This is a genomic window from Sphaerisporangium corydalis (assembly GCF_025506355.1).
Lineage (GTDB): Bacteria > Actinomycetota > Actinomycetes > Streptosporangiales > Streptosporangiaceae > Sphaerisporangium > Sphaerisporangium corydalis.
Window position 1 is genome coordinate 101,978 of record NZ_JANZYP010000007.1, and the last position, 25,946, is coordinate 127,923.

The 25,946-nt window shown below is 71.8% G+C and carries 27 protein-coding genes; 11 read left to right on the forward strand and 16 right to left on the reverse strand.

Annotation, left to right across the window (positions count from 1 at the left end; genetic code table 11):
- Positions 1-62 precede the first annotated feature (62 nt).
- Positions 63-881 carry an SAM-dependent methyltransferase gene (locus tag NYZ98_RS07555; RefSeq protein ID WP_262841826.1) on the reverse strand — a complete coding sequence of 273 codons (819 nt, stop codon included), beginning with the start codon at positions 879-881 and terminating at the stop codon, positions 63-65.
- A gap of 483 nt (positions 882-1,364) precedes the next feature.
- On the opposite strand from NYZ98_RS07555, the gene NYZ98_RS07560 reads away from it, so the two are divergent.
- Positions 1,365-2,459, forward strand: a complete 1,095-nt coding sequence (locus NYZ98_RS07560; protein ID WP_262841827.1) for a thiolase C-terminal domain-containing protein — start codon at positions 1,365-1,367, stop codon at positions 2,457-2,459.
- Positions 2,460-2,491: 32 nt separating this feature from the next.
- Here NYZ98_RS07560 and NYZ98_RS07565 read toward each other — a convergent pair whose 3' ends face one another.
- Together NYZ98_RS07565 and NYZ98_RS07570 are read right to left on the reverse strand one after the other, a co-directional pair.
- On the reverse strand, positions 2,492-3,175 hold the full coding sequence (locus NYZ98_RS07565; protein ID WP_262841828.1) for a DNA alkylation repair protein: 684 nt from the start codon (positions 3,173-3,175) through the stop codon (positions 2,492-2,494).
- Positions 3,172-3,903, reverse strand: a complete 732-nt coding sequence (locus NYZ98_RS07570) for a TetR/AcrR family transcriptional regulator (protein WP_262841829.1) — start codon at positions 3,901-3,903, stop codon at positions 3,172-3,174. Before NYZ98_RS07570 ends, NYZ98_RS07565 begins: the two co-directional genes overlap by 4 nt.
- Before the next feature lie 164 nt (positions 3,904-4,067).
- Between NYZ98_RS07570 and NYZ98_RS07575 the strand changes: the two genes are divergently transcribed.
- The 3 genes from NYZ98_RS07575 to NYZ98_RS07585 all read left to right on the forward strand — a co-directional run bounded on the left by NYZ98_RS07575 (position 4,068) and on the right by NYZ98_RS07585 (position 7,877).
- Entirely contained in the window at positions 4,068-5,219 is a 1,152-nt protein-coding gene (locus tag NYZ98_RS07575) for an acetyl-CoA C-acetyltransferase (protein ID WP_262841830.1), read from the forward strand.
- A gap of 335 nt (positions 5,220-5,554) precedes the next feature.
- The gene (locus NYZ98_RS07580) at positions 5,555-7,114 is read left to right on the forward strand and encodes a glycoside hydrolase family 3 protein (RefSeq protein WP_262841831.1); all 1,560 of its coding nucleotides are present in this window, start codon (positions 5,555-5,557) and stop codon (positions 7,112-7,114) included.
- 64 nt (positions 7,115-7,178) lie between these two features.
- Positions 7,179-7,877: a pentapeptide repeat-containing protein gene (locus NYZ98_RS07585; RefSeq protein WP_262841832.1), complete on the forward strand. Its 699-nt coding sequence runs from the start codon at positions 7,179-7,181 to the stop codon at positions 7,875-7,877.
- 18 nt (positions 7,878-7,895) lie between these two features.
- Here the strand turns inward: NYZ98_RS07585 and NYZ98_RS07590 are convergent, their stop codons facing one another.
- The 4 genes from NYZ98_RS07590 to NYZ98_RS07605 are packed head-to-tail and all read right to left on the reverse strand — an operon-like array spanning position 7,896 to position 11,426.
- Positions 7,896-8,963, reverse strand: coding sequence for an NAD(P)H-dependent flavin oxidoreductase (locus NYZ98_RS07590; RefSeq protein WP_262841833.1), 1,068 nt, complete (start codon positions 8,961-8,963; stop codon positions 7,896-7,898).
- Complete coding sequence (locus NYZ98_RS07595) at positions 8,960-9,790, reverse strand: CoA-transferase subunit beta (protein WP_262841834.1); 831 nt, start codon at positions 9,788-9,790, stop codon at positions 8,960-8,962. Before NYZ98_RS07595 ends, NYZ98_RS07590 begins: the two co-directional genes overlap by 4 nt.
- Positions 9,787-10,635 carry a CoA transferase subunit A gene (locus NYZ98_RS07600; protein WP_262841914.1) on the reverse strand — a complete coding sequence of 283 codons (849 nt, stop codon included), beginning with the start codon at positions 10,633-10,635 and terminating at the stop codon, positions 9,787-9,789. The genes NYZ98_RS07595 and NYZ98_RS07600 overlap by 4 nt, the downstream gene beginning before the upstream one ends.
- An 11-nt stretch (positions 10,636-10,646) precedes the next feature.
- Entirely contained in the window at positions 10,647-11,426 is a 780-nt protein-coding gene (locus NYZ98_RS07605; protein ID WP_262841835.1) for an enoyl-CoA hydratase family protein, read from the reverse strand.
- Between the two features lie 76 nt (positions 11,427-11,502).
- On the opposite strand from NYZ98_RS07605, the gene NYZ98_RS07610 reads away from it, so the two are divergent.
- Entirely contained in the window at positions 11,503-12,264 is a 762-nt protein-coding gene (locus tag NYZ98_RS07610; protein WP_262841915.1) for an SDR family oxidoreductase, read from the forward strand.
- Positions 12,265-12,328: 64 nt separating this feature from the next.
- Entirely contained in the window at positions 12,329-13,237 is a 909-nt protein-coding gene (locus NYZ98_RS07615; RefSeq protein WP_262841836.1) for an SDR family oxidoreductase, read from the forward strand.
- A gap of 40 nt (positions 13,238-13,277) precedes the next feature.
- On the opposite strand, the gene NYZ98_RS07620 is transcribed toward NYZ98_RS07615, so the two are convergent.
- On the reverse strand, positions 13,278-13,652 hold the full coding sequence (locus NYZ98_RS07620) for a hypothetical protein (RefSeq protein WP_262841837.1): 375 nt from the start codon (positions 13,650-13,652) through the stop codon (positions 13,278-13,280).
- A 227-nt stretch (positions 13,653-13,879) separates the two neighbouring features.
- Here NYZ98_RS07620 and NYZ98_RS07625 point away from each other — a divergent pair, with 227 nt between their 5' ends.
- Positions 13,880-14,710 (forward strand): ATP-grasp domain-containing protein, encoded by an 831-nt coding sequence (locus tag NYZ98_RS07625; protein WP_262841838.1) that lies wholly within the window; start codon positions 13,880-13,882, stop codon positions 14,708-14,710.
- A 60-nt stretch (positions 14,711-14,770) separates the two neighbouring features.
- Here NYZ98_RS07625 and NYZ98_RS07630 read toward each other — a convergent pair whose 3' ends face one another.
- The 7 genes from NYZ98_RS07630 to NYZ98_RS07660 all read right to left on the reverse strand — a co-directional run bounded on the left by NYZ98_RS07630 (position 14,771) and on the right by NYZ98_RS07660 (position 21,701).
- Positions 14,771-15,169: a type II toxin-antitoxin system VapC family toxin gene (locus NYZ98_RS07630; protein ID WP_262841839.1), complete on the reverse strand. Its 399-nt coding sequence runs from the start codon at positions 15,167-15,169 to the stop codon at positions 14,771-14,773.
- Positions 15,166-15,399, reverse strand: coding sequence for a hypothetical protein (locus NYZ98_RS07635; protein WP_262841840.1), 234 nt, complete (start codon positions 15,397-15,399; stop codon positions 15,166-15,168). The genes NYZ98_RS07630 and NYZ98_RS07635 overlap by 4 nt, the downstream gene beginning before the upstream one ends.
- 149 nt (positions 15,400-15,548) lie before the next feature.
- A complete protein-coding gene (locus NYZ98_RS07640) occupies positions 15,549-18,086 on the reverse strand; it encodes a M14 family zinc carboxypeptidase (RefSeq protein WP_262841841.1) in 2,538 nt (845 codons plus the stop codon).
- 96 nt (positions 18,087-18,182) lie between these two features.
- The gene (locus tag NYZ98_RS07645) at positions 18,183-18,941 is read right to left on the reverse strand and encodes an SDR family oxidoreductase (RefSeq protein ID WP_262841842.1); all 759 of its coding nucleotides are present in this window, start codon (positions 18,939-18,941) and stop codon (positions 18,183-18,185) included.
- An 81-nt stretch (positions 18,942-19,022) separates the two neighbouring features.
- Positions 19,023-19,796: an SDR family oxidoreductase gene (locus tag NYZ98_RS07650; protein ID WP_262841843.1), complete on the reverse strand. Its 774-nt coding sequence runs from the start codon at positions 19,794-19,796 to the stop codon at positions 19,023-19,025.
- Entirely contained in the window at positions 19,793-20,983 is a 1,191-nt protein-coding gene (locus tag NYZ98_RS07655; protein WP_262841844.1) for an acyl-CoA dehydrogenase family protein, read from the reverse strand. Before NYZ98_RS07655 ends, NYZ98_RS07650 begins: the two co-directional genes overlap by 4 nt.
- 16 nt (positions 20,984-20,999) lie before the next feature.
- Positions 21,000-21,701 (reverse strand): flavin reductase family protein, encoded by a 702-nt coding sequence (locus NYZ98_RS07660; protein ID WP_380706289.1) that lies wholly within the window; start codon positions 21,699-21,701, stop codon positions 21,000-21,002.
- Positions 21,702-22,062: 361 nt separating this feature from the next.
- Between NYZ98_RS07660 and NYZ98_RS07665 the strand changes: the two genes are divergently transcribed.
- Together NYZ98_RS07665 and NYZ98_RS07670 are read left to right on the forward strand one after the other, a co-directional pair.
- The gene (locus NYZ98_RS07665) at positions 22,063-23,223 is read left to right on the forward strand and encodes a thiolase C-terminal domain-containing protein (protein WP_262841845.1); all 1,161 of its coding nucleotides are present in this window, start codon (positions 22,063-22,065) and stop codon (positions 23,221-23,223) included.
- Between the two features lies 1 nt (position 23,224).
- Entirely contained in the window at positions 23,225-23,611 is a 387-nt protein-coding gene (locus NYZ98_RS07670; protein WP_262841846.1) for a Zn-ribbon domain-containing OB-fold protein, read from the forward strand.
- A 200-nt stretch (positions 23,612-23,811) separates the two neighbouring features.
- Here the strand turns inward: NYZ98_RS07670 and NYZ98_RS07675 are convergent, their stop codons facing one another.
- The gene (locus NYZ98_RS07675; RefSeq protein WP_262841847.1) at positions 23,812-24,153 is read right to left on the reverse strand and encodes a hypothetical protein; all 342 of its coding nucleotides are present in this window, start codon (positions 24,151-24,153) and stop codon (positions 23,812-23,814) included.
- A gap of 149 nt (positions 24,154-24,302) precedes the next feature.
- Between NYZ98_RS07675 and NYZ98_RS07680 the strand changes: the two genes are divergently transcribed.
- Positions 24,303-25,052, forward strand: coding sequence for a GntR family transcriptional regulator (locus NYZ98_RS07680; RefSeq protein WP_262841848.1), 750 nt, complete (start codon positions 24,303-24,305; stop codon positions 25,050-25,052).
- Positions 25,053-25,246: 194 nt separating this feature from the next.
- Positions 25,247-25,849: a GNAT family N-acetyltransferase gene (locus tag NYZ98_RS07685; RefSeq protein WP_262841849.1), complete on the forward strand. Its 603-nt coding sequence runs from the start codon at positions 25,247-25,249 to the stop codon at positions 25,847-25,849.
- Positions 25,850-25,946: the final 97 nt, after the last annotated feature.

The window sequence follows — 25,946 nt, forward strand, 5'->3', positions numbered from 1 at the left end:
GCCGATCTGGATACCCTCACTATCCAGCCCGGCCGGCCGCCCGGCCGGCCGGGAAGGGGACGTCAGGCGGGGCCGTCCGGCGGGACGAGCCCGACGGCGCCGAGGACGCCCGGGGCCGTCGGATCCTCCTCGGCCGCCCAGGTGGGGTGCCAGGAGTCCACGTGGACCAGGCCGGGCTCCACCAGGTCGAGCCCGGAGAAGTACGCGCCGATCTCCTCCCGGCCGCGCACCTTGAGCGCGCCCTTGGTCAGCGCGTAGATCTCCTTGGCCCGCGCCAGCGTCTCCTCGCTCAGCTCGCCCTTGAAGCCGTGCGAGAGCACCAGGGCCCCGCCGGGCGGGAGCAGCGAGCGCAGGTGGGCGACGATGCCCGCGGCCTCGTCATCGTCGTCGATGAAGTGCAGGATCGCGCACACGATGATCGCCAGCGGCCTGCCGAAGTCGATGTGCGCCTGGACCGCGGGGTTGTCGATGATCGCCTTGGGGTCGCGCAGGTCGCCCTCGATGACCAGGGTCCTCGGGTCGTCGGCGAGCAGGGCCCGGGCGTGGACGAGCACGATGGGATCGTTGTCCACGTAGACGACCCGCGCACCCGGCGACTCCGCGAGGGCGACCTGGTGGACGTTCTGGCTGGTCGGGAGCCCGGTGCCGATGTCGATGAACTGGTGGATCCCCATCTCGGCGAGGAACCGGACGGCCCTGCCGAGGAAGGCGCGGTTCTCGCGGGCGGTGTGCCGCACGTCCGGCACCACCTTCATGATCTTCTCGGCGGCCTCGCGGTCGGCGGCGAAATTGTCCTTTCCGCCGAGGAAGTAGTCGTACATCCGCGCGACGCTCGGTGTCGTGGGATCGATGCCCGGCGGGGCCTGCTCCTGCTCGCTCATCCGCACCCTCGTCTCGTGACCCGCAGCCCTGGACCTGAGGCCTGGGCCCGGGACGCGAGGTCCTAAGCCCTGTGCCGAACGCCTTAGGCCGAATATAAACGAGAACGCCGACAATGTTGATCATGTGACGACTTTTCGGCATATCTGGTTTCGATCCGTCACACGAACGGGCGTGGTCCGGTTGTACCGAGCAAGCGCTTGCCTAAGTGAGATACGGGCGTTAGCGTGACGGGCGGCGGCCGAACATCCGGCGGTGTCCCGGCCGCGCCCCCAGACGCCGCGCGCCGGGGCGGTTAGCGCCCCGCCCCCGCGCGCGGCACCCCATCCGGCCCCCCCGCCGGCGCCCCGGGGGGGGGGGGGGCCCCCGCCCCCCCCCCCCCCCCCCCGGGGGGGGGGGGCCCCCCCCCCCCCCCGGCCCCGCGGCACCCCTTCCGGCCCCGCGGCCGTTCGCGCGACCCGGTCCGATCCGAGACGGAGGCGGCCATGCAGGGCTTCGCCGGCCGGGCGGCCGTCACGGGCGTCGGCATGACCGCCCTGACCAGGCGCTCCGGCCGTACCGTCCTGGAACTGGCCGTCGAGGCCGCACGCGCGGCGCTCGCCGACGCCGAGGTCGGCCCGGGCGACGTCGACGCGGTGCTCAGCTACCACATGAACGACTCCGTGCCGGTGACGCAGGTCGCGCGGGCCCTGCGCATGGAGCGGATCGGCTGGCACAACGACATCAGCGGGGGCGGCACCCAGGCGGCGTCCATCCTCGGCGACGCGGCGATGCTGATCGGAAGCGGGCTCGCCAGGACCGTCCTGGTGTACCGGGCGCTCAACGGGCGGTCGGGCACGCGCATGAACACCGTCTCGACCGGCCCGCAGGAGCGCTTCACCATCCCGTACGGGATGGCGGGCCCCATCCCGATGTTCGCCCTCGCCGCCCAGCGCTACCTGCACGACACCGGCCTCACCGAGGAGCACCTGCACGCCGTCGTCGCCCAGTCCAGGGAGAACGCCACCGCCAACCCGCGCGCCCTGCGCAGGCAGGCGCTGCCGCTCGCCGACTACCTCGCCCGGCCCTACGTGTGCACGCCGCTGCGCACCGTGGACTGCTGCCAGGAGACCGACGGCGCCTGCGCCCTGGTGGTGCGGGACGCGCGGCTCGCGCCCGAGGCGCCGAGGATCCACACAGTCGTGCGGGGCGGCGGGCCCGGGTGCTCGGCCATGGACCGGGCGCCGGACGTGACGGCCGTCTTCTCCTCCTACGTCGCGCCCATGCTGTGGGCGGCCTCGGGCCTGTCGCCGCGCGACGTCGGCGTGGCGCTCCTGTACGACGCCTACTCGTGGCTGGTGCCCCGGCAACTGGAGGACTTCGGCCTCGCCGCCCGCCGCGACCTCGGCGCGTACCTGCTGGGGCGCGGCCACCGGTCGGTCAACCCGCACGGCGGCCTGCTGTCGGAGGGGTACGTGCACGGCCTGAACAACGTGGCGCAGGCGGTGCGCGAGCTGCGGGGCGGGGAGCACGAGACGGCGCTGGTCACGGGGTTCGGCGGCAGCTACGGAAGCGCGGCGTTGCTGCGGCGGGGCGGATGACATCCGCCGTCGGCCGGGTTCGCGCCGCGCCGTCAGTCGGCGGGCAGGTTCTTCAGGGCCTCGCGGCGGCTGAGCCCGTTCAGCCCCTTGTGGTTGACATAGCGCAGGACCTCGCGCGCGTCGGTCTTGGCGTACTCGCGCAGCGCCCAGCCGATCGCCTTACGGGCGAAGAAGTCGGTGTCGGCCAGGCTCGGCTCGATGCAGGCGTACAGCAGGCCCGCGTCGGTGCGCTCCTTGAAGGAGTTCTGGCTCAGGATGGCGGTGCGCCGCAGCCACAGGTCCTCGCCGCCGGCCCATTCGAGCATCAGCGGGCGCATCGTGTCGGGGTAGGCGCGCAGCAGCGACCCGACGCGGTTGATCGCCAGGTCGTCGACGTAGTCCCACCAGGCGCCGCTGACGATCATCTCCTCGTACATCGGCACGGTGTAGAGGGTCTGGAAGCCCTTGTAGAACCGGAAGGCGGCCAGCTCCATCGCGGCGTACCGCTCCTCGCGGTACTCGGCCTCGCGCCAGACCGCGAGCACGGTCCTGCGCCACTCGGGCGCGTTCTCGATGCGGTGCTCGCCGAGGACCCTCCGCAGCGCCGCCCGCCGGGGCACGGCCTGGACGCCGAGGAAGGGCATCGTGGACTTCATGTACGCCTGCATGGCCGGTGCCTTGGCCGGGTCGGCGGCCTCGGTGAGCGCCATGCGGATGGCTTTGTGGAGCGGGGTCATGCTTTGTGGCTGGTCCGTTCCCCTGTGGCGAGACCGTCGAACAGGACGGTGACGTAGTGCTCGGCGAGACCGGCGGTGTTGAGCCGTCCACCGGGACGGAACCAGCGCACGGCGACCCAGATGGTGTCACGGATCATGCGGTAGGTGAGCTTGGGGTCGACGTCGGCGCGGAACAGGCCCTCGGCCTGGCCGCGCTTGATCTGCTCCACCCACATGCGCTCGACCTCGTCCTCGGCCCTGATGAGGTAGTCGAACCGGTCGCCCGGCAGCGAGCGCAGGTAGTTCCAGTCGTTCTGCATGACGGTGATGGCGGCGCGGTGCGGCTCCAGGGTGCTGAAGCCGATGCGCACCATCTCGGACAGGACGGCGCGTGGGTCGCCCTCCTGCTCCAGGGCGGTCTTGTAGCGCCCGATCAGATCCGTGAGGAACGTCGACAGGACCTCGTCGACGATCGTCTCCTTGGAGTCGAAGTGGTGGTAAAGGCTTCCGGAAAGGATGCCCGCCTCGTCGGCGATCTGCCGTACCGTGGTCGCCTGGAAACCCTTGCGCGCGAAGAGTTCGGCGGCGAGCTTCACGAGGTGGTCGCGGCGCTCGGAGGCGGAGCCCGAAGAGGACGTCCGCCGGGTCGTGCCCTGGCGCTTGGCGGCGCCGGAGCCACTCCGCGGGGGAGCTCCGCCGGTCGCCCCCGCGACCGCCGACGCGCCGCCGGAGTTCTTTCGCGTGTTCACGCCCTCCATTATGGGCCTCCGTGCAATCGCTTGTTCACCTAACGCCTGCGGTGAGTCGCCTGCTCATCCCATGTTCCCCTGTCTAACAAGCGCTTGCTACCCTGGGTGATGACTGATTTGTAAATGCTTGCGCACCATTGGGGACGACCGGAAGGCGGCCTGCCATGAGCGAGGCGTACATCGTCGGCGCCGTGCGCACCCCCGTCGGGCGGCGGAACGGCGGCCTGGCCCGCGTCCACCCCGCCGACCTCGGCGCCCACGTCATCCGCGCGCTCGTTGATCGTACCGGGATCGATCCTGGCGCGGTGGAGGACGTCGTCTTCGGCTGCGTGGACACCGTCGGGCCGCAGGCGGGGGACATCGCCCGCACCTGCTGGCTCGCCGCGGGGATGCCCGAGGAGGTGCCGGGGGTGACCGTGGACCGGCAGTGCGGCTCCTCCCAGCAGGCCGTCCACTTCGCCGCGCAGGCCGTCCAGAGCGGGAACGCCGATCTGGTCGTCGCCGGGGGCGTGCAGAGCATGAGCCTGGTGCCGATCTCCCAGGCCATGGTGGCCGGACAGGCACTCGGCTTCGCGAACCCGTTCGCGGGCTCCAAGGGGTGGGAGGCGCGGTACGGGAAGGGGGAGGTGTCCCAGTTCAGCGGCGCCGAGATGATCGCCGAGAGGTGGGACGTCTCGCGGGCCGCGATGGAGGAGTTCGCCTTCGAGTCCCACCGGCGGGCGCTCGCCGCCATCGACGAGGGCCGGTTCGTCCGCGAGATCGCCCCGCTTGAGGGGGTGCTGGACGACGAGGGGCCCCGCCGCGACACCACCCTCGCCAAGATGGCCGGCCTGCGGACCCTGGTCGAGGGCGGCCGGCTGACCGCCGCGCTCTCCTCGCAGATCTCCGACGGCGCCGCCGCGCTGCTGATCGCCTCCGAGGAGGCGCTGCGTACGCACAAGCTGACGCCGCGCGCCCGGATCCGCCACATGTCCGCGCGGGGCGCCGACCCGATCATGATGCTGTCCGCGCCGATCCCCGCGACCGCGCACGCCCTCGGGAAGTCCGGGATGAAGATCGAGGACTTCGACGCCGTGGAGATCAACGAGGCGTTCGCCTCGGTCGTGCTGGCCTGGCTGCGCGAGACCGGCGCCGACCCCGAGGTGGTCAACCCCAACGGCGGCGCCATCGCGCTCGGCCACCCTCTCGGCGCGACCGGGGCGCGGCTCATGACGTCCCTGCTGCACGAACTCGAACGCACCGGGGGCCGCTACGGCCTGCAGACCATGTGCGAGGGCGGCGGCCAGGCGAACGTCACCATCATCGAACGCCTCTGACCCACACCGTCCACTTTCCCCCGTACCGTCCCGCGGTCGGCGAGGGCCGTTCGCGTCCTCGTTCGCATCCTTGGTCGCCTCCGCCTCCGGGACGTGTTCGCCGGGGGACGGGGAGTCGCGGGCGGGGCCGGGATACCGTGGGACATAGGACATGGGAGCGTTCCCCGAGGTGAGATCCCATGGTCGGGGGTATGGATAATAGGAAAGTTTCCTATTAGATTGTCGGATTGTCCCAGACGGTGCCCGGGTACGAGTCGTCTCCGGAGTGCCGCGAGCCGTACGGTCCTGCGAGCCTCCGGCGTCGCCGCCGAGGAGCCGCCAGGCGAGGAGAGTGCATGAAGCGCAGCCCCGAGCTACTGCGTCTGGCCGATTCGGTCCTCCTCCCCGGCTTCGACGGCAGGACCCCGCCCGACTGGCTGCGCCGCCGCCTCGCCGAGGGCCTGGCCGGGGTCGTGCTCTTCTCCAGGAACATCGGGACCCCCTCGCAGGTGGCCGAGCTGACGGCCGCCCTGCGCGCCGAACGACCCGACGCGGTCATCGGCGTGGACGAGGAGACCGGCGACGTCACCCGGCTGGAGGCGCACACCGGGAGCTCCCGGCCGGGCAACTACGCGCTCGGCGTGGTGGACGACGTAGCGCTCACCGAGCTGATCGCCCGGGGGCTCGGCGCCGACCTGGTCGCCGCCGGCATCGACGTGGACTTCGCCCCCTCCGCCGACGTGAACTCCAACCCCGACAATCCGGTCATCGGCCTGCGGTCGTTCGGCGCGGACCCGGAGCTGGTCGCGCGGCACACCGCCGCCTGGGTGCGGGGACTCCAGGCGGCGGGGGTCGCCGCGTGCGCCAAGCACTTCCCCGGCCACGGGGACACGGCGGTCGACTCCCACCACGGCCTGCCCGGCGTCCCGGCGTCGCTGGAGGACCTGCACGACGTGGAGCTGAGGCCCTTCCGCGCGGCCATCGCCGAGGGGGTGCGCATGATCATGACCGGCCACCTGCTGGTCGGCGCGTACGACCCCGGCTTCCCCGCGACGCTGAGCCGCCGCATCCTCACCGGGCTGCTCAGGGACGAACTGGGCTTCGACGGGGTGACCATCACCGACGCCATCGAGATGGCCGCCGTGACCGAACGGTTCGGCATCGGCGGCGCGAGCGCCCGGGCCGTCGCCGCCGGCGCCGATCTGATCTGCGTGGGCGGGGAGAACTCGGGCGACGAGGTGGTGGCGACGATCCGCGAGGCCATCGCCGACGCGGTCACCGCCGGGCTGCTCCCAGAAGAACGCCTCGCCGAGGCCGCCCGCCGCGTGACCGACCTGACCACCTGGACCACCAAGCCCAAAACGTCCACCCCCGTCGCCGGGCCCCCCACCGCCGCCATCTCGTCGTCCGGCAGGGACTCCGCGCCGTCCGGCGAGCACGCGGTGGCGGGGCTGGTCGCCGCCCGGCGCGCGGTCAGGGTCACCAGGTGGCCGGGCGGCGGCGTGGTGCCGCTGGTCACCGCCCCGCACGTGGCCGAACTGGCGCCTCGCATGAACCTCGCCATCGACAAGGACATGCCGTGGGGGGTGGGCGAGCCGCTGGGCAAGCTCCTGCCCGGGACCACGGTCGTCCGCCTCCACCAGGAGAACGCCGCCGCCACGCTCGACGAGGCCGTCCTGGCCCCCGCGGCCGACCGGCCGCTGGTCGTGGTGGTCCGCGACGCGCACCGCCACCCCTGGCAGACCGAGGTACTGGAGCGGCTGACCGACGTCCGCCCTGATCTGGTCGTCGTGGAGATGGGGCTGCCGGGCCGCACGGACTTCGGGGCCGTCCACATGGCCACCCACGGCGCCGCCCGCGTCTGCGGCCAGGCCGCCGCGGAGATCCTCACCGGCCTCCTCACCCCCCGCCCCTGACCCACCCCCGGATCGGGCTCGACCGGTCGCGGGACTGTCGGTGGCGGCTGGTTGAATCGCGGGCATGGACATCGCACGGCTGGTGAGCGAGCAGGGGGAGTTCGACGGTGTCGACCTCTCCGGGGTCGCGCTGACGGATCTGCTCCAGAAGGGGCCCCTGGTCTTTCGCGACTGCGACCTCACCGGCGCCGACCTGACCGAGGCGAGCCTGGTCGAGGCCGTGTTCGAGGGATGCGTGCTCGACCGGGCCGACTTCCGCAGGGCCGACCTCGACGGCGCCCGCTTCACCCGTGGCGGCGGCACCGGCGCCCGCTTCGGCGGCGCCGAGCTGACCGACGCGGTCTTCACCGGTGTCGACCTGTCCAGCGCCGACTTCGTCAACGCGCTGCTCACCGACGTCTCGTTCACCGGCTGCCGCATGATCGGCGCCAAGCTCTCCGGCTGCCGCGGCACGGGGTACGCCCTGTCCGGCAGCAACCTCACCATGGCCGACCTGTCCGGCTGCGGGTTCCGCGGCCAGGCGATCGACGGGGTCCGGTTCGACGAGGCCAACCTGGCCGCCTGCGACTTCACCAAGGCGGTGCTGACCGACTGCCGCCTGATCAGGGCCCACCTGGTCGACGCCAAGTTCGCCCAGGCCGACCTGCGCGGCACCGACCTCGGCGAGCTCGACGACACCGCCCTCCGCCACCTCCGAGGCGCCGTGATCGACCGGTTCCAGGCCGCCGCCATCCTCACCGCCCGAGGCCTCACCGTCCTCTGACGTTCACCGAGCGGTGGGTCATGGGGTGGGGAGGCGGGAGAGGGAGTGGCGGGCCTCGGTCATGATGCGGGTGATCAGTTCCGCGCAGGTCGGCAGGTCGTCGATCACGCTCACGACCTGGCCGGACGCCATCACCCCGAGATCGGCGCGCCCGTCGACCATCGCCGCCCTGAGCAGCATCGGCGTGTTGGCCGCCTGGAGCACCTGCGCCCAGGTGAGGTCGCGCCCGTGCCTCATGCGACGGCCCTCCCGCAGCATCCCGGCCCAGCTCATGCCCGAGATCCTCTTGAACCGCGCCCCGTTCGCCACCGCACGGGCCAGCCCCGTGAGCCGGCCCGACCGTTCGAGCGAGTCGACGAACGGCGTCCTCAGCACCCGGTGCGGCACCCCGTCCACGCGGGTCGTCACGAGCGTCTCGGCCATCCCGAGGTACAGCTTCTTCACCTCGTCGCCCACGGTCGAGTCCGAGGTGAGCAGGAAGCGGGTGCCCATGGCGACCCCGGCCGCGCCGTACGCCAGCGCCGCGACCAGCCCCCGCCCGTCGAAGAACCCGCCGGCCGCGACGACCGGGATGTCCACGGCGTCGACGACCTGCGGGAGCAGGAGCGTGGTCGGGATCGGCCCGGTGTGCCCGCCGCCCTCACCACCCTGCACGATCACGGCGTCCACCCCCCAGGCGGCGACCTTCTCCGCGTGGCGGCGCGCCCCCACCGAGGGCATCGTGACGACACCCGCGTCCTTGAGCCGGGCGATCAGCTCCTTCTTCGGCGCGAGGGCGAACGAGGCCACGCGCACGCCCTCGCGGATCATCACCTCGACCCGCTCACCGGCGTCGTCGGCGTCCGATCGGATGTTGACCCCGAACGGCGCCGCCGTCCGCTCCTTGACCGACCTGATGGCGTCCGTCATCCGCTCGACCGACATGGTGGCGGCCGCGATGATCCCGAGGCCGCCCGCGCCGGAGGTCGCCGCCGCCAGCCGCGCGCCCGCGACGTACCCCATCCCGGTCTGCACGATCGGGTACCGGCACCCGACCAGCTCGGTGAACGCGGTCGGCAGGGTCTGGTCCGCGCCGGGGGGAGTCACCCGGGGACCTCGCGGGTGCGGAGGGAGGCGGGGTCGAGGGTCTCGCGGAGGAGGCGGAGTTCCTCGGTGGTCGGTGAGCGTGTCTCGGGGACGGTGCCGCCGCCGGGCAGGGCCAGGTCGAAGCCGGTGCTCGCCACCACGTCCCGCACCGTCACCCCCGGATGGACCGAGACCAGCCGCATCGCCCCGCCCGGGGCGCCGAAGTCGAGGACGGCGAGGTTCGTCACGACCCGGCGCAGGTCGTGGAAGCGGGTGGCGCTCGCCCCGGCCTCGGCCGCCCGGTCGTACCCGACGCCGCTGACCATGTCCACGCGGGGGACGAAGACGCGGGGGGAGTGCCGGGGGATCCAGTAGCTGGTCGGGTCGCACACCGTGTTCCCCGGGGCGCCGCGCACGCCGAGAAGCTGGGACTTCGGGCGGGCCCAGTCGCCGATGCACGAGATGTTGGTGTTGCCGTGCTTGTCGATCTGGCTGGCGCCGAGCATGACGTGCCGCCGCCCCTGGAGCACCAGCCACAGGTGGTCGCGGAACGGCAGCCAGCCCTCGATCACCTCAGGGTCCTCGCCGAGCGCGGGCACGTCGCCGGTGAGCAGGCACACCCCGTCGTGCGTGATCAGGTCGGGTTCGAACGTCAGCCTGGCCAGGCGGGCGGCCAGGACCGTGATCGCCCCGCCGATCCCGGCCGCGAGGATCTCCCCGTCGCCCCGGAACGCCTCCGCGCACGCCACCACGCACACCTCGGCCCGCGTCGCCGGCCCACCGTCATCCACGCCGCCCGGCCCCGGGCCTCCCGCGCCGATCGCGGAGCCGGTCGTCTCGGAGGTCATGGGGACTCCTCACGGGCGTGGCGGACGGCGTCCTGGTAGGCGGCCTCGTCGCCGGACAGGAAGCGCTCCTGGAACGCCGCCCACGCCGCCGGATCCGCCGCCGCGCCCGCGTACATCCTCTGGAACGCCTCGTCGCGCCCGTAGTCCGGCTCGCACGTGGTGAAGTGCGCGCCCCCGGGGGTCTCGGCGACGCCGGTGACCATCGACCTGCTGATCAGCAGGGACTGCACCGGCCCCTCCTTCAGCAGCCCGGCGGTGTCCACCACCCGCTCACAGGTCACGTAGCACCGGCCGGCCGCCTTGGCGTACAGGTCGTCGAGGTAGGGATCGGGCCCGAGGTACTGCGCGTTGCCCCGCCGGTCCGCGCGGTTCAGGTGCAGGAGCGCCACGTCCATGGTCAGGGCGGGCACCGCGACGAGCTCCTCGCCGTCCTCATAGGGCGAGCGGACCGTGCGCAGGCCGGGGTTGACGCGCATGACGTCCGACCCGAGGCCCGCCCGGGTCGGCAGGAACGGCAGCCGGTGGGCCGCCGCGAGCAGGCCGAACATGAACATGCCCTCGTCGTACTCGGTGAACCGCACGGCGCCGGTCTGCCGGGCGATCCGGAAGTGCGGTTCCAGCGGGATCGAGTCGAGGGTGACGAACGGCGCGACGACGTGGCTCACCTTGCCGTACGCGCACAGCAGGCCCACGTCCGCGCCACCGTACGACACCACCGTCAGGTCCTCCAGCGCGGAGCGGCAGATCGCCCGGACCAGGGCCATCGGCTTGCGCCGGGAACCCCACCCGCCGATCCCGATCGTCATGCCGCTCTCCAGCGAGCCGACGATCTCCTCGACCGACATCGTCTTGTCCCTCACCCGGCCTCCTCAGGCTTGTCCGTCGTCGGGACGATCTCCGGGGGGCGGCCGACGAAGGCGTCGCGGTGGCGGTCGCCCGCGCCCATCAGGTTGAGCTCGTAGGTGAGGCCCTGCTCGAAGCGGTAGCTGCGCCTGACGTCGACCGGGTCGATGCCGTTGAGCGACTCCTTGGCCCGGCGCAGGACGTACGGGTCCTTGTCGGCGATGCGCCCGGCGACCTCGAACGCCGCGTCCCTCAGCTTGTCCCGGGGCACGACCTCCAGCACCGAGCCGTGGTGGTGCAGCTCGGCCGCGGTGACGTTCCGGCAGGTGTACACCATGGCCCGCATGAGGTGCTGCGGTACGAGCCGCGCCAGGTGGGTGGCGGCGCCGAGCGCGCCCCGGTCGACCTCGGGCAGCCCGAAGTAGGCGTCCTCGCTGGCCACCACGATGTCGGCGTTGCCGACCAGGCCGATCCCGCCGCCCAGGCAGTGGCCGTGCACGGCGGCGAGGACCGGCACCTCGCACTCGTAGACGGCGGCGAAGGCGGCGTAGCAGCCCCGGTTGGCGCCGACCAGGGCCTCGAACCCGGCGGTGCGCTGCATCTCCTTGATGTCCACCCCGGCGTTGAAGCCCCTGCCCTCGGCGCGGAGCACGACGACCCGGGTCGCGGGGTCGCGCCCGGCGGTGAGGACGGCGCTCGCCAGGTCGAACCAGCCCTGGACGGGGAGCGCGTTGACCGGAGGGACGTCCACCACGACCTCGGCGATCGGCCCGCCGCGAACTGTGATTCCCATCGCGCCCCTTCGACTATGGGCACCTAACGCTTGCTTGGTACGGTAGCACGAAGGTCACTTCAGGGCGGTGGTGCGGATGGTGGGCTACGACTACTCCGGCAGGGTGGTCCTGGTCACCGGGGGCAGCAGGGGCATCGGGGCCGGCATCGCGTCCGCCTTCCTCGGCGCGGGCGCCGAGGTGGTGGTCTGCGCCCGTACGCCGCCCGAGAGGCCGCCCCAGGAGCCCGAGGGCGGGGCCGGGCCGTTCCGCCAGGCGCGCCACCTCGCGGCCGACGTGCGCGACCCGGGTGAGGTCGACCGGCTGCTCGGCTCGGTCGAGGAGGCGTACGGCAGGCTCGACGTGCTGGTCAACAACGCAGGCGGGTCGCCGTACGCGCTGGTCGCCGGCACCTCGCCGCGCCTGCACGCCAAGATCATCGAGCTCAACCTGACCGCCCCCCTGCTGGTGTCGCAGCGGGCCCACCCCCTGCTGTCCCGGACCGCGGGCTCGGTCATCATGATCGGCAGCGTGAGCGGCGACCGGCCCTCACCCGGTACGTCCGCCTACGGCGCGGCCAAGGCGGGGCTGCACCATCTGGCCGGGTGCCTGGCCGCCGAGTGGGCGCCGCTCGTACGGGTCAACACGGTGGTGGTCGGCCTCGCCGAGACCGAGAGCGCCGCCGATCACTACGCCGCCGGGCCGGAGCGGGTGGCCGCGACGGTCCCCAGCGGGCGGATGGCCAGGCCACAGGACGTCGCGGAGGTGTGCCTGTGGCTCGGTTGCCCGGGTTACGTGACCGGCGCGCGGATCCACGTCCACGGCGGCGGGGAGATCCCAGCTTGGCGACAACTCCAATGATTCGACATAAAACATGACTAAACGGGAATCTTGGTTAAATCACGGCGAAAAAAGGAATTGATGCATGAGCGGAATCTGTGCGGGGCGGGTCGTCGTGGTGACCGGGGCGGGTCGTGGCATCGGGCGTGAGCACGCGCTGGAGTTCGCCCGGCAGGGCGCGAAGGTCGTGGTCAACGACCTCGGCACCGGTCTGGCGGGGGCGGGACGCTCCGGCGGGCCCGCGCAGGCCGTCGTGGAGGAGATCCGGGACACCGGCGGCCAGGCGGTCGCCAACTGCGACGACGTCGCCGACTGGGACGGGTCGGGCCGGCTGGTGAAGACCGCGCTCAGCGCCTTCGGCGGCCTGGACGTCCTGGTCAACAACGCGGGCTTCGTGCGGGACCGCATGATCGTCTCGATGACCGAGCAGGAGTGGGACGACGTCGTCCGCGTCCACCTCAAGGGCCACTTCCTGCCGCTGCGGCACGCCGCCGCGTACTGGCGGGAGCGCTCGAAGGCCGGTGATCCCGTGGACGCGCGGGTGGTCAACACCTCCTCGGGCGCGGGGCTGCTCGGCAGCGTCGGCCAGGCGAACTACGCGGCGGCCAAGGCCGGGATCGTCGCCCTCACCCAGACGGCCGCCGCCGAACTCGGCCGCTACGGCGTGACCGTCAACGCCATCGCCCCGGCCGCGCGCACGCGGATGACCGAGGAGGTCTTCGCCGCGATGATGGCACGGCCCGAATCGGGCTTCGACATGATGGACCCCGCCAACGTGGCGCCCCTGGTGGTCTGGCTGGGCTCTGCCGAGTCCTCCGGCGTGACCGGGAGGGTGTTCGAGGTGGAGGGCGGCATGATCTCGATCGCCACTGGCTGGCACCACGGGCGCGGGGTCGACAAGGGCTCCCGATGGAAGGTCGGCGAGATCGGCGAGGCCATCGCCAAACTCCTCGCCGACGCCCCGTCCCCCGACCCCGTCTACGGCACGACCTGATCCCTCGGCGCGTGACCACGCGGGAACCCGGCCTCCGCCGTCAGGAGAAGGCGTAGCACTCCACCTCGGCGCGGCGGTAGGTCAGGCCCTGGGCGACGGAGTCCTCCGCGCAGCGCTTCTGGGTCTCGCTCAGGTTCAGCACGCCGCAGACCGAGACCCCCGAGTACGTCCGGCAGTCGAGGGTGGCGTCGGCCTCGCCGATCTTGTAGTCCCGCTCGACCGCCGCGCGGCAGTCCGACTGTGCCCGCGTCGCCTTGACGTACTTGCACTGGTCGGTCAGGACCTGGAACTGGTCCTGGCTGACCGTCCGCGCGCCGTGGGATGCCGGGGTCGGCGGTTCGACCGGCCCGCCTGCCGCCATCGTGCCGAAGAGGGCCATCACGGCGAACGCGACGACCGCCATGCTCTTCATCATGACCGCCCCCTCCCTGTTCTCGGTGTACCCAGAAGCAGGCCGTACATCCCGTATCCCCCCAGCTCAGCGCCCATTCGCTGACGTAACCGGCACGGGCGGCGAATTCTTCCCGATGCCCGGATCGACGTTCGGCCACCGGGTCGGCCAGGGGGAGTCGTCACCGGGAGGGCCGGGACATGTCCGTACGATACTTGCGGTGCTGACATGTCGACTTGTGGGGGAATGTCGTGAAGATTGCCTATGTCACGTGGGACGGTCCGGACGATGACCGGGAGCTCCTGCTGACCGAGTGGGAGCGGGCCGGCATCGACGGGTCGGCGGTGCGCTGGGACGATCCCGGCGCGGACTGGTCGGGCTTCGACGCGGCCGTGGTGCGTTCGCCGTGGAACTACGTCGACCATCGCCAGGAGTTCGTCGGCTGGGTGCGCAGGGCGTCCGCCGTGACCAGGCTGCTGAACCCGCCCGCCGTGCTGGAGCGCAACACCGACAAGACCTATCTCCGCGAGTTCGCGGAGCTCGGGATCCCCATCGTGCCGACACACTGGGTCGGTCCCGGCGACGCGGTCAGCCTTCCCCAGTGGGACGACTACGTGGTGAAGCCCACCGTCTCGGCCGGCGCCCGTGGCGCGATCCGCACCGCCGACGTCTCCGAGGCGGCGCTGCACGCCAAGAAGCTTGTCGCCGAGGGCAAGGTCGCCATGGTCCAGCCCTACCTCGACATGGTCGAGGCCGAGGGGGAGACGTCCCTGCTCTACTTCGGCGGCGAGTTCAGCCACGCCCTGCGCCGCGACGCCATGCTGGCCGACGGCACCGCGCCCCCGCGCTCCAACCACGTCCGGGCCGAGCTTCGCGACCCCGCCCCCGACCAGTTCGAACTCGCCGAGCGCGTGCTGGGCATGATCCCCGAACCGCTCCTGTACGCCCGCGTCGACCTCGTACGGCTCCCCGGCGGAACCCCGGCCCTCATCGAACTCGAACTCACCGAGCCCTACCTCTACCTCGCCGCCGCCCCCGGCACCGCCACCCGCCTCACCACCGCCCTCCTCGCCCTCCTCTGAACACTGGACGATTTCGAACAGCTCCGGTCCGCGCCGCTGCGAACGGTGCGGACCAAGGCGTCATGCACTTTTGCGGTAGATCCGCACCTCCACGCCGGTCTTCTCGGCCGCTTTCATCTTCAGGTCGCTCGTGACCAGAGGAGCGTCAAGAGTTTGCGCCAGCACCACATACGCGGCGTCATAGGCGGTGAAGTTCTCGCACAGTTTCAGTATGTCGCCGAACAGATTGCTCATCTGATAGCGGACCAGATGGATGCCCGTGAAGTCGTCCAGGGCGTCGCCGATCCGTGAGCGCTCCAGCTTCCTTCCGAGGAGGTGCCCTCGCAGGGCGCTCATGACCTCGAAGTCGATCAGGGTGGGCGCGTGCAGCTCCTCAGTCGCCAGGAGGTCGAGGAGTTCCAGGTTGACCGGCTCGTCGACGAGGGCGTTGACCACTGAGGATGAGTCGACGACGATCATGACGCATCACGCACGCGGCGGATCTGGTCGACCGTTTCCTCGACAGTGGGGCCGCCTTTGCGGTTCCGCTTGGCCATGCGAGCGATGACCTCCGCGTTGGCGGAAGTTCCGGCGAGATGGGTCAGCTCGGCGCGGAGGTACTCCGACAGGGTGAGGCCTCGTTCGGCCGCGCGGGCCTTGAGGGCGTTCACCGTGTTCTCCGGGACGTCTGGGATCTCTACCAGTGTCATGGAATCAGGGTATGCGGTTGCTTGCAGGGTACTCAAGGGGGAGTTCGCTTACCGTGTTCGTGGTGTGACGTTCGGCGACATCCTCTCATGAAGACGGCTCGCGCCTCTGGGGAATTGGGAGGCGCGAGCCGTTGGTGGTCAGGGTGGGGTCAGGGGAGGACCACCGCGAGGGGGGTCACACCGGCGGTGTGCAGGGTGGCGGGGAGCTTGGTGGCCCAGGGGTGTTCGTCGAGGGCGAGGCCACCGGGGTTGTCGACCACGAAGCGGACGGCGCCGTCCGGGCCGGCCTGTTCGATCCACTTGGCCCCGAAGCCGGTGAGCGCCGAGGCGACCTTGGCCCGGTCGGCCGCGTTGACGGTGATCCGGATGGGCGCGTCCAGGTCCGTGACGGCCGTCACCAGGGCGTTCGGCCCGGCGGTCGTGTTCGGGGCGGCGAGGCGGGGGGCCGGGGGGTGGGGGAGGTCGGCGGTGAGGGCGTTGGTGATCAGCCGGGTGGTGCCGTCGGTGAACGCGCGGAAGTTCGGCTCCGAGGCGAACAGCACCGCGTGGCCCTGCCCGACGGGCTCGTCCAGTACCGCGGCCGTCCCGCCCAGTTCCTCGGCGCCGAGCTCGAACCCGGAGACGAACCAGTCGGGTGAGGTGGCGGCCGGGTAGGACGCCACGACCTGCGACGGGTCAGAGGCCCGCATCAGCGGGTCGTAGGAGTAGAACGACCAGGCCGTGGAGCCGACCCCGGCCGCCAGCGGGCCCTTGGCGACGCCGACCCGGAACAGCGAGCCGGGCACGTCGGACGTCGGCGCGGTGAAGGTCGCCGTGCTCAGCCCGGCGAGGGACGCGAGCTGGGCGCCGCCGCTCCAGCCGACGTACCGGCCGCCGCCGTTGACCCACGCCTTGAGCGCGTCACGCCCGGGCTGCCCGAGCAGGGTGTTGGCCGAGGAGGCGGGCCCTGCGGGGGCCAGCAGGACGTCGATGCCCGCCAGCTTGCCCGCCGCCACGTCCGCCGGCCTGAGCTTGGTGTAGGGCAGCTTCCACTCGCGGTCGAGGCGCTGCCGCAGCCAGCCGAGCGACTCGGTGGTGGTGGTCGAGGTGGCCGACAGTTCCAGCACGCCGACCTTGGGCTTCCTGGCCGGCGCCGGGGGCGACACCACGGCGGGGACGGCCTTGGCGGGGATGGCGAGCGGCAGCAGGGTGCTGCCCGAGGACCCGCCGGACACGTTGGCCAGCAGCGGCAGGCTCCACGCGGTCACGTCGTAGAAGTAGGGGAACGGCGTGTAGCTGTTCTCGTTCAGCATGGCCTGGATCCAGTGCTTCTGGCCCTGGGCCATGGGGATCCAGTACGTGCCCTTGGGCAGCGTGGCCCGGCCGGGCGCCCGGCCGTACTCCTTGAAGTCCGGCACCGTGGTCGCCTTGGCGAGCGTGAACACCTGGACGTCCATGCGCTGCAGCCGGCGCACGATGGACTCGACGGCCGCCTTCTTGGCCGGGTCGTCGGCCCGCAGGAAGTAGTGGCGCACCGGGCGGTCGGGCACCTGCGTGATGACCTCGTTGCCCGGGTTGTACACCTGGTTGGGCTCCAGCTTGCCGGCCAGGCCCTGCTTGAACGCGTCGGCGTACATGCCGTGCCAGGTGGTCAGGATGTCGTTCTTGTGGGAGGCGGCGGCCGACAGCGACACCCACTGCGTGAGGTACTGCTCGAAGGCGCGGGCCGAGATCGGGGAGTCGCCGCCCTTCTCATAGGTCATGCCGGCGGCGTTGAAGCCGGTCGTCGGCACCGTGTCCCCGTAGCCCATGTAGAACAGGTCGTACACGTCCCGGTTGGTGAACGGCAGCCCGCGGCGGGTGAACTCGTCGATCATCGCCTTGCCGTACAGGTTGCTGATCCAGTCGTAGGCCGGTTCGGCGATCTCGTGGTAGATCGGGTCGGCGTTCGGCGGGAAGAAGTACGCGGTGCCGCCCTGCTCGTGCGCGTCGATGTAGAGCTGCGGCGGGTACTTGCGGAGCAGTTCGAGCTTGCCGTCGGTCTCCGGCTGGGTCCGGGCGAACCAGTCCCGGTTCATGTCGAAGCCGTAGGCGTTGCGGCGGTTGTCGGCCTCGCGGCCGTCGGGGTTCTGGATCGGCAGGACGACCACGGTCGCGTTGTCGAGGATGCGCCTGGCCGCGCAGTCGTCGCGGTCGGACAGGTCGTACAGCGTCTTGAGCGCCGCGTCGGCGCCGCTCTCCTCGTTGCCGTGCACGTTGCCGGTGACCCACAGGATCGTCGTGCTGTGCTTGGCGATCTCCTTGGCCAGCACGGAGGGCGTGAGCGGGCTGCGGAGCGCCTTGATGGCGAGCTCCGTCGCGGCGAGGCCGCCCCGGCTGACGTTCGCGGGCCTGCCGACGATCGCGTACTTCAGCGGGCGGCCCTGCGCGGTCGTGGCCAGGGTGCCGGAGACGACACGGTCGCTGGCCTTGTCGATGGCGCCGAGGAGGGTGTCGGACTCGGCCGAGGTGACCTCGCGCTCGCCGAGGTCGAAACCGAGCACGCTCTTGGGCGTCGGGACCTTGTTGAGGTACACGGGTGTGGTCTGGGTGGGATCACACGTGCTGGAGGTCTGCTTGGGGGCGGGGTCGGCCTGTGCGGCCCCGGCGGGGACGGCTATCGCGAACGCCAGTACGGCGGGCGCGACGACCTTGAAGCGCTTGAACATGTGATCACCGTGTCACCGGTGCCTACCTGTGACAAGAGTGGTTCTTTACATCTGCGTTATGTCTGCGACGCATGGACCCCCCCGGCGCGGTCGCGGTCAGGTCGTGGAGATGCCGCCGTCGACGGGGATGACGGCGCCGGTGAGGTAGGCGCCCGCGCGGGACGACAGGTAGATCGCCGCCCCGGCCATGTCGTCGGGCCGGCCGATGCGGCCCAGCGGGACGTGCGTCTCGATGGCCGCGCGCGTCCGGGGGTCGTCCAGCGCGAAGGCCATCATCTTGGACTCGAACGGCCCGGGGGCGATGGCGTTGACCGTGATGAACTCGGCGGCGAGCTTGTGCGCGAGGTGCCGGGTGAGCATGTGCACGCCGGCCTTGGCGGCCGAGTAGGCGTAGTTCTCCACGTCGGGGACGCGGATGCCGTCGACCGACCCGATGTTGATCACCCGGGCGGGGTCCTCGGCGGAGGCGGCGGCGCGCAGCAGCGGCAGGAACCGCTGGGTCAGGAAGAAGACGCCCTTGACGTTGATGCCCCACAGCTTGTCGAAGGCGTGCTCGGGGTACTCCGCGAGCGGCGCGCCCCAGGTCGCGCCGGCGTTGTTCACCAGGACGTCCAGCCGGTCCTCGCGTTCGGTGACGGCCGCCACCAGCGTCTCGATGCCCTCGGGGGTGGACAGGTCGGCGGGCACGGCGACGCAGCCCAGCTCGGCGGCGGTCTTCTCCACCTCGGCGGCCTTGCGCGAGGAGATGTACACGGTCGCGCCCTCGGCGGCGAACCCGGTGGCGATCATCTTCCCGATGCCACGGGAACCGCCCGTGACGACGACCGTCTTGCCTTCGACCGAGAACAGGCTCATGCCACCGATGATGCCGCACATGCTCACGCGCCGTCCATACCGACTGGTCGGTTGGTCTGTCACGCCGGCCGGGGCTGGTCGTCAGGGGTGCTGGCTGGAGACCGAGACGATCTCGCCGGTCATGTAGGAGGAGTAGTCGCTCGCCAGGAAGACGATGACGTTGGCGACCTCCCACGGCTCGGCCGACCGGCCGAACGCCTCCTTGGCGGTCAGCTCGGCGAGCAGGTCGTCACTGGTCACCTTGGCCAGGAAGGGATGCATGGCCAGCGACGGCGCCACCGCGTTGATCCGCACCCCGTGCTCGGCGGCCTCCAGCGCGGCGCACCTGGTCAGGGCCATCACCCCCGCCTTGGCCGCCGCGTAGTGCGACTGCCCGCGCTGCGCCCGCCACCCGATGACCGAGGCGTTGTTGACGATCACGCCACGCCCCTGGGGGACCATGTGCCGCAGCGCCGCGCGGGTGCAGCGCATGGTGCCGTTGAGGGTGACGTCCAGGACCACGTGCCACTGCTCGTCGGTCATGTCCATAAGGTCCGCCGTGCCGCCGAGGCCGGCGTTGTTGACCACGACGTCAATGCGCCCGTGCGCGTCCATGACCGCGTCGAACAGGGCGAGCACCTGGGCCTCCGAGGTGACGTCGCACGGCACGGCGAGCGGGCGGACGCCGGTCAGGCCGGTCAGCGCGTCGGCCGCCTCGCCGAGCCGGCGTTCGTGCCGGTCGGAGATGACGACCGTGCCGCCCTCCTCGGCGCAGCGCCTGGCCGTCGCGTACCCGATGCCCGCCCCGGCGGCGGCCGTCACCAGCGTGACCTTCCCGTCCAGCAGCCCGTGCGCGGCGGGGTAGGCGGGCGTCACGGCGAGGCCCGGTGCGTCTCGGCGGCCCTGGGCGCGCGGTCCTTGGGCAGGCCGAGGGTGCGCTCGGCGATGATGTCGCGCTGGATCTCGCTGGAGCCGGCGTAGATGGTGTCGGCCCGGCTGAACAGGTAGAGCCGCTGCAGGTCGTTCAGGTCGTACGGCGCGCCGTCCGCCAGAAGGCCCGCCCTCCCCTGGACGGCCTGCGCCAGCTCGCCCAGCCGGCGGTGCCACTCCGACCAGTAGAGCTTGGCGATGGACACCTCGGGCCCCGGTTCCCCTGCCGACAGGGAGGTCATCACGCGCAGCGCGTTGAACCGCATGACCTCCAGCTCCAGCCACGACCGTACGAGACGGTCGCGCAGCACCGGGTCCTCGGCGGCGCCGGTGCGGCGGGCGGTCTCGATGACCGACTCCAGCTCGCGGCGGAAGCCGATCTGCTGGCCGAGCGTCGAGGCGCCCCGCTCGTACCCGAGGGTGGCCATGGCGACCCGCCAGCCCTCGCCGGGCGCGCCGAGGATGTTGGCCTCGTCGGTGCGGGCGCCGTCGAAGAAGACCTCGTTGAACTCGCTGGTGCCGGTCATCTGGACGATCGGCCGGACCTGGACGCCTGGCTGGTCCATGGGCACCAGCAGGTAGGACAGGCCACGGTGCCGCTGGGACCCGGGTTCGGTCCTGGCCAGCACGAAGCACCAGTCGGCCACGTGCGCGAGCGACGTCCATACCTTCTGCCCGGTGACGGCCCACGCGCCGCCGGTGAGCACGCCCCGCGTCCGCACGCCCGCGAGGTCGGAGCCGGCGTCCGGTTCTGAGTACCCCTGGCACCACAGTTCCTCGCCGGACCGGATGGGCGGCAGGAAGCGGCGCTTCTGCTCCTCGGTGCCGAACGCGAGGATCGTCGGCCCGATCAGGCCCTCGCCGATGTGCCCCACCCGGGCCGGCGCGCCCGCTCTGGCGTACTCCTCGTGGAAGATGACCTGCTCGTCCAGGGACGCGTCGCGGCCGCCGTACTCCTTGGGCCAGCCGAGGCAGGTCCACCCGGCGGCGCCGAGATGGCGCTCCCAGGCCACCCGCAGCTCGTGGCCCTCGTGCTCCCGTCCCGGCCCGCCGAGGCCGCGCGCGGCGGCGAACTCGCCGGTCAGGTTCTCCTCCAGCCAGGCGCGCGCCTCCTGGCGAAAGCCGTCGCTCATGCGCGGGGGGCCTCGCTCATGCGTGGAAGCGGCCGTAGCCGCCGCGGTAGAACACCAGGGGCCCCTCGTCGGCGTGCACGTCCAGGTCGTGCACGCGGGCCACGACGATGATGTGGTCCCCCGCGACGAGCTCGGACTCCACCGTGCAGTCGATCCACGCCAGCGCGCCCTCGACGACGGGGCTGCCGCCGGGGGAGAAGTGCCAGGCGATCCCGGCGAACTTGTCCCCGCCCTTGGCCGCGAGCTGCCTGCTGACCTGCTCGTGGTCCTCGGCCAGGACGTTCACGCAGAGGCGGCCCGCCGACTTCAGCCTCGGCCAGCTCGTGCTGGTGTGCGCGACGCAGAAGGCGACCAGCGGCGGGTCCAGGGAGACCGAGGTGAACGAGTTGGCCGCGAGGCCGCACGGCTCGCCGGTGACCGGGTCGAGCGCGGTGATCGCGACGACGCCCGTGGCGAACCGGCCGAGAACGCTGCGGAAGTGCTGCCCGTCGGCGGCCGTGGGCCGTGCGCCGCTCGTCGCGGGGGCGATCCGCCCGTCCGCGCCCGAGGGCCCCGGGGGGGACGTGCGCTCGGGGGGGAAGGCCGTCCGGCTCCTCGGGAGGGGCGGCAGGGGCGGGGGTGGCGCGGGGGCGGGGGAGCCGTCGTGCACGGCGGAGGGGTGCCCGTGGACCGCGGCGGCGCCGTGCGGCGCGACCAGCCGGGCCGTGTGGGTGCTCATCGTCGTGCTCGCCTCCTTGGGTGGCGCCTGGGGGGCCACGGGAAGTGCTCGATGGGGAGAGGTCGAGTGGGGGAGCGGCTCCTCCATCGTATCCCTTACTTTACCAAGCGCTTGCTTGGACGATAGGAGCGCGACCGCCGGGATGTCAAGGCGGTCACGCGTTCGCGCATGTCAGTCGGTCCCCATCGTTCCCCCGCGCCTCCGCCTTCCAGGGGTGGCGTCACCCACCCTGCAACCTCAACCAGGGTTCACGTCAAGTTCATCCCACGCAGGGAGATCATTGACACCGCCGATCGGCCCTGCCTAACCTCGAAACCGTACAAGCGCTTGGTTGACTTTCGGCCGGGCCCGGGAGGTGGCCGTGCGCGGGTTCTGTGACCGTACGGCCGTGGCCGGCGTCGGCTACACCGCGTTCTCCAGGAACTCCTGGGTCAGCACCCTGACCCTCGCCTGCGAGGCCGTGCTCGCAGCCCTGGACGACGCGGGGCTCACCCCCGACGACGTGGACGGCATCGCCACCCACCGCGTCGGCGACTCGGCCGCGCCGTCGGTGGTCGGCCCGGCGCTCGGCATCGACGCGCCCGCGTGGTACCTCGACCAGTTCGGCGGCGGCAGCGTCTCGCACGCGGTGATCGGCCAGGCGGCCCTCGCCGTCGCGGCCGGCGTGGCCGAGACGGTGGTCTGCTACCGCGCCGTCAACGCCCGCTCGGAGTTCCGCATGGGCGGGACGGGCCGTGGGGTGCCGGTCAGCCCGGAGGTGCAGTACCAGGCGCCGTACGGGTACACCGCGCCGCCGCAGCAGTACGCGATGTACGCCCGCGCCCACATGCTGAAATATGGCACCAAGGCCGAGCATTTCGGGCAACTGGCCGTCACCCAGCGGGCCAACGCCGTCAAGAACCCCCGCGCCCTGATGCGCGCGCCCATCACTTTGGACGACTACCTGGCCAGCCGCTGGATCGCCGAGCCGTTCCGCCTGCTGGACTGCTGCCTGGAGACCGACGGCGCTTGCGCGGTCGTCGTGACCACGGCCGAGCGTGCCAGGGACCTGCGCCGCCCGCCGGTCCTGATCTCGGCGGCGGCCTGGGGCGGCGGCGACTCCTTCCTGTCCGGCCGCGAGCCCGCCGACCCGACCGTCACCAGCGCGGCCGAGCTGGCGCCCCGCCTGTACGCGATGGCCGGCGCAGGGCCGGAGGACGTCGACGTCGCCGAGCTCTACGACTGCTTCACCTACTCGGTGATCGTCCAGTTGGAGGACTACGGCTTCTGCGCCAAGGGGGAGGGCGGCCCGTTCGTCGCCTCCGGGGCGACGGCGCCCGGCGGAGCGCTGCCGGTCAACACCCACGGGGGGTTCCTCTCGGAGGGTTATGTCCACGGGGTGAACCACATCGCCGAGGCGGTGTCGCAGCTCAGGGGCGACGCGGGGGACCGGCAGGTGCCGGGCGCGGAGGTGGCGCTGTCCACCGCTCAGCCCGGCTACATCCTGCCCGCCACCTCCGCGCTGATCCTGCGGAGGGGCTGACATGATCAAGCCGGTGCCCGACCGGGACTCCGCCGAGTGGTGGGAGCGCGCCGCCAGGCACGAGTTCGTCGTCCAGGCCTGCGGCACCTGCGGCACGCTGCGCTTTCCCGCCCGCGCGTACTGCGCCCGCTGCCGGGGACGCGAGTGGCACTGGCGCGAGGTCGCCCCGGCCGGGCGGGTCGTGAGCTGGATCGTCAACCACCAGCCGTTCCTGCCGGACGCGCCCACGCCGTACACGGTGGTCATGGTCCGCCTCACCGACGCCCCCGCGTGCGTGATGGTCGGCAACTGGCACGGGCCCGCGGAGCCGGTGGCGGACCAGCCCGTCACGGTGTCCTACACCTATGTGGACGAGCGGCTCTCACTGATCAACTGGGAGCCGGCGTGAGTCGTGGCCCTCGCGCCGTGATCGTCGGGCGATTTGACCGGGCTTGACTGATGCCGTTCTGGTCTGACCGGTCTTGACCGATGCGCCGAACCCGTGCATAACGAAAGCGTGTCCTGGCGGGCGTGGGGGACCCGCCAGGACACGTTCCGCCCCGGCGCGACTTCCAGGACCCCGGCGAGGGTTGGGGTCCTGGCCGTCGTTTACCGCGCGGAGTCCTGAGGAGGCCGGTCGGTGGACTGGTCCGACCAATCACGCGGCTCTTCGCCGGCCGGCCTGCGCAGATGGCGTGTGACGAGCTGGGCGGCGCCGACGGGGTCGGCGGCCGGGTGGGTGACGGTGAGGCCGTCCTCGTTCCAGACGAACGAGCCCTTTCTGCACCACACGGTCAGCTCGGTGGTCACCGAGAGCACGGACATGCCGTTTCCGCTGCTCTGGTAGGTGTGGGTGAACCCCTCCCGATGCAACGCGTAACGCAGTAGACGCGTCGCCTCGCGTGGATCGTGCCAGGGCAGATACGGCGTGCCCGCTCGAACCGCCAGCACAGGCCCTCACTCCCTCGCCGACCCTTTGATGGATTTGTACCAACGTTTGGATAATGCGGTGTGGAGACGCTTGGGTCAAGGGGTTGTTTGCTGTCAGATCGAGATCGTCTAGATTCGTAGGTACAAAAGGACGCAACCGTAGGTGAGATTTGGCACGGTCGACGCTGTACCAGCAGGTGGCCGGCGAGCTGCGCAGGGCGATCTATTCCGGCGAGCTCGGGCCGGGTGCCCAGCTGCCCACGGAAATGGACCTCATGGACAGCCATGAGGTCAGCCGGAACACGGTACGGCTCGCGCTGGCCGAGCTGGAGAACGAGGGGCTGATCACCCGGATGCGCCGCCGGGGCAGCTTCGTCCGCGACCGCCGGGCCCTGCTCATGCGCCCGCAGGACGAGCTGGCCGCCTCCCCGGGCGTGCTGCGCAGAGAGGCCTTCGCCGAGGCCGTCACGAAGGAGGGGCGCAAGCCCGGCCAGGAGATCGAGGTCTCGATCGTCGAGCCGCCCGAGGAGATCGCGGCCCGGCTGGAACTGGACGAACACTCCGTGGCGGTGGTGCGGCGCAGGCTCCGCTACGTGGACGACCAGCCCTACAACACCAACGACTCCTACTTTCCGCACGCGCTCGTGCGCGACTCCGAGATCGCGCGCCCTGCGGACATCACGCGGGGGGCCAACCGCGTGCTGGAGGAGCTCGGCCACCGGCAGGTTCGCGTTGTGGACGACATAGCGGCTCGCATGCCGACTCCTGAGGAATCGTCCCGCCTGCAGCTCGAACCTGGTACCCCTGTTGTCGTATATGTCCGAGTTGGTTACGACCGTGAGGACACCCCGGTCCGGGTCGCCGTGTCGGTTCTGCCCGCCGACAAACACTTGATCAGGTACGAGCTCGAACTGAGCTGATCTCGCGCGCGCCGTCGCCGACGCGCCGCGCGCCGTCCCGCCTCCGGCGCGGGCCGGGGCCGCCACTCCGGCCCACGATGCCCGCCGGCGGGCGGCGAACGCCGCCATCCCCGGCCTTACTGATAAGGCCCCGCGCCCCCGATCGAGCACGCTCCGTGTTCGAGGCGCTACCGGCGGCGACGAAAGGATGATCAATGTACCCCGACACCCTCGACCAGGCCAGGTCCCTCACCCTCCGCAACGCCACGTTCGACGACCTTCCCGGCGTTCTGGCCCTCCTGGCGGAGAGCGCGGGCTGGCTGCACGGCCGCGGCATCCGGCAGTGGCCGCTCGGCGGCTTCCCGGCCGCGCGGATCGAGCCGCTGATCGCCGAGCGCACCCTGTACGTGCTGGACGACGAGGAGGGCCTCGACGGGCACTCCCCGGCGGCGACTCTCGCCCTGGACGGCCACGCCGACGCCGAGTTCTGGCGGCGCGGCGACCATCCCGAGACCGGCCTGTACGTGCACAAGCTGGCCGTCAAGCGGGCCTTCTCCGGGCGCGGGCTGGGCGAGACGCTGCTCGACTGGGCGACCCTGCGCGTGGCGGCGGCGGGACTGCGGTGGCTGCGCCTGGACTGCTCCAAGGACAACCCCGGGCTCCAGGGCTACTACCAGAGGCTCGGGTTCAGGCACGTCCGCACGGTGGACCTTCCCCACCGGGCTTCCGGCGCGTTGTTCCAGCGTGCCGTGGACTCGGCCTCCCCGGCCGTTCCGCGTGCGCGCCGGCGCAAGCCGTCGCACGCGCATTCCCGGTGACACCAGGGCGGTATCGGACGTAGTCACATGCCTGGCGAGATCATGCTCTAGCCGTCCAACCCCGGACAGGTGAGGGCCTGTGGGTGGTAGCGGTCCA